Origin of the sequence: Nocardioides malaquae (assembly GCF_015070385.1) — a bacterium.
Taxonomy (GTDB): domain Bacteria; phylum Actinomycetota; class Actinomycetes; order Propionibacteriales; family Nocardioidaceae; genus Nocardioides; species Nocardioides malaquae.
Map to the genome: position 1 here is coordinate 1 of NZ_JADCSA010000056.1, position 588 is coordinate 588.

The window sequence follows — 588 nt, forward strand, 5'->3', positions numbered from 1 at the left end:
CCGATGGCGTGCTTCTCAATGGTGGCGGGGGAGTAGCCGAGGATTTCGGCGATGATGGCCGTGGGCGCGAACTTGGTGATCTCATGGAGTGTGCCGAGGCGAGCGGCGCGTGCGCCGACCGTGGCGCGGAGTCGGCCGGCGATGTAGCCGGCGTCGAGGTGCCTGCCGGGGGAGTAGCCGGGGAAGACCCAGTTGCTGTTGGGGTGGGCGGCGGTTTGGTGGTTGTGCGGCTGGACAGCGAGTTGGCGGAACGGCTCGTCGAGCGGTGGGTGTAGCTCGATGTCAGCGGTTCCGCCGAGCCTGATCGTGACGGGATCACCGGTGATGTTGACGTCGTCCCAGGTCAGGGCGACGAGTCGCTCGAGTGGCTGTCCGAAGACCAGGAGCAGGATGGCGATGGCCCGGTGTCTGGCGGGCATGTCGGCGTTGTGGACGTGGTCGTCGATGGCCTCGTTCTGGGCTTGGCTGTCGAGCTTGGGGCTCGTGCCGCGGCGGTGGGGCGTGAGCCGGAGGTCGGGGTCGATCAGTCTGGTCTTGATGGCCCATCCGAGGAATCGGCTGGCGATCCCGCGTGTGGTGGTTCCGCCG

The 588-nt window shown here is 67.9% G+C and carries 1 protein-coding gene; it reads right to left on the minus strand.

Annotated features, from left to right (window positions below):
* A partial coding sequence (locus IEQ44_RS15540) for a site-specific integrase (RefSeq protein WP_227487606.1) occupies nt 1-588 on the minus strand: 588 nt, incomplete at both ends.